2 rRNA genes (1 of these 2 cut by a window edge) are annotated in these 2,500 nt (G+C 50.0%); both read left to right on the top strand.

From position 1 onward, the window contains the following. Nucleotides 1-2,269 (top strand): 23S ribosomal RNA (locus KG708_RS17380); it begins 618 nt to the left of the window's first position. A 135-nt stretch (nt 2,270-2,404) separates the two neighbouring features. Continuing rightward, a 5S ribosomal RNA gene (gene rrf / locus KG708_RS17375) occupies nt 2,405-2,498 on the top strand. The last annotated feature ends 2 nt before the right edge of the window (nt 2,499-2,500 follow it).

The following is a 2,500-nucleotide window of genomic DNA, read 5'->3' as shown; positions in this document are numbered from 1 at the left end:
ACCGAGTCTTAACTGGGCGAATAGTTGCAAGGTATAGACCCGAAACCCGGTGATCTAGCCATGGGCAGGTTGAAGGTTGAGTAACATCAACTGGAGGACCGAACCCACTAACGTTGAAAAGTTAGGGGATGACCTGTGGTTAGGAGTGAAAGGCTAATCAAACCGGGAGATAGCTGGTTCTCCCCGAAATCTATTTAGGTAGAGCCTCGGACGAATACTTACGGGGGTAGAGCACTGTTAAGGCTAGGGGGTCATCCCGACTTACCAACCCTTTGCAAACTCCGAATACCGTAAAGTACTATCCGGGAGACACACGGCGGGTGCTAACGTCCGTCGTGAAGAGGGAAACAACCCAGACCGCCAGCTAAGGTCCCAAAGTCATAGTTAAGTGGGAAACGATGTGGAAAGGCCCAGACAGCCAGGAGGTTGGCTTAGAAGCAGCCATCCTTTAAAGAAAGCGTAATAGCTCACTGGTCGAGTCGGTCTGCGCGGAAGATGTAACGGGGCTAAACTATGCACCGAAGCTGCGGATTCAAAATTTATTTTGAGTGGTAGGGGAGCGTTCTGTAAGCGGTTGAAGGTGTACCGGGAGGTATGCTGGACGTATCAGAAGTGCGAATGCTGACATGAGTAACGATAATGCGGGTGAAAAACCCGCACGCCGGAAGACCAAGGGTTCCTATCCCATGTTAATCAGGGTAGGGTAAGTCGACCCCTAAGGCGAGGCCGAAAGGCGTAGTCGATGGGAAACGGATTAATATTTCCGTACTTGGTATAATTGCGATGGGGGGACGGAGCAGGCTAAGCAAGCATGGCGTTGGTAGTCCATGTGAAAGTGTGTAGGCTAGTGACTTAGGTAAATCCGGGTTGCTGTTAGGCTGAGACACGAGACGAGTCACCAAGGTGATGAAGTTGCTGATGCCATACTTCCAGGAAAAGCCTCTAAGCTTCAGATTATACCGAATCGTACCCCAAACCGACACAGGTGGTCAGGTAGAGAATACTAAGGCGCTTGAGAGAACTCGGGTGAAGGAACTAGGCAAAATCGTACCGTAACTTCGGGAGAAGGTACGCTCCGATTGGTGATGGGACTTGCTCCCTAAGCTGATTGGAGCCGCAGTGACCAGGTGGCTGGGACTGTTTATTAAAAACACAGCACTGTGCAAAATCGCAAGATGACGTATACGGTGTGACACCTGCCCGGTGCCGGAAGGTTAATTGATGGGGTTATCTTCGGAGAAGCTCTTGATCGAAGCCCCGGTAAACGGCGGCCGTAACTATAACGGTCCTAAGGTAGCGAAATTCCTTGTCGGGTAAGTTCCGACCTGCACGAATGGTGTAACCATGGCCACGCTGTCTCCACCCGAGACTCAGTGAAATTGAAATCGCAGTGAAGATGCTGTGTACCCGCGGCTAGACGGAAAGACCCCGTGAACCTTTACTACAGCTTGGCACTGAACATTGAACCTACATGTGTAGGATAGGTGGGAGACTTAGAAGCAGAGACGCTAGTTTTTGTGGAGTCGTCCTTGAAATACCACCCTTGTAGTTTTGATGTTCTAACGTTGGCCCCTGAATCGGGGTTACGGACAGTGCCTGGTGGGTAGTTTGACTGGGGCGGTCTCCTCCCAAAGAGTAACGGAGGAGCACGAAGGTTGGCTAAGTACGGTCGGACATCGTACGGTTAGTGTAATGGTAGAAGCCAGCTTAACTGCGAGACAGACACGTCGAGCAGGTACGAAAGTAGGTCATAGTGATCCGGTGGTTCTGAATGGAAGGGCCATCGCTCAACGGATAAAAGGTACTCCGGGGATAACAGGCTGATACCGCCCAAGAGTTCATATCGACGGCGGTGTTTGGCACCTCGATGTCGGCTCATCACATCCTGGGGCTGAAGTCGGTCCCAAGGGTATGGCTGTTCGCCATTTAAAGTGGTACGCGAGCTGGGTTTAGAACGTCGTGAGACAGTTCGGTCCCTATCTGCCGTGGGCGTTTGAGAATTGAGAGGGGTTGCTCCTAGTACGAGAGGACCGGAGTGAACGAACCGCTGGTGTTCGGGTTGTCATGCCAATGGCATTGCCCGGTAGCTACGTTCGGAACTGATAAGCGCTGAAAGCATCTAAGCGCGAAGCAGGCCTCGAGATGAGTTCTCACTAGACTTTTAAAGTCTCTGAAGGGCCGTTGAAGACTACAACGTTGATAGGCAAGATGTGGAAGTGGTGTGAGCCATTAAGCTAACTTGTACTAATTACCCGTGAGGCTTAACCATACAACGCCAAACGCGTTTTATGTGATAGTTTAAGCGAAGAAGTTAATAGACTAAAGTAGATTACTTGATTACTCTTTATTATCAGAAATTCCAAATTTTAGTAAGTTCGATTAAATCGACCTTACACCATATTTGCTTGGTGACAATAGCGTTTTGGACCCACCTGACCCCATGCCGAACTCAGTAGTGAAACGAAACAGCGCCGATGATAGTGTAGCATTTGCTATGTGA

It is taken from the genome of Pseudoalteromonas sp., from assembly GCF_018402495.1.
In the GTDB taxonomy this organism is placed as follows: domain Bacteria; phylum Pseudomonadota; class Gammaproteobacteria; order Enterobacterales; family Alteromonadaceae; genus Pseudoalteromonas.
The sequence above is the reverse complement of the archived record's forward strand: the minus strand, read 5'-3'. Positions and strand labels throughout refer to the sequence as shown.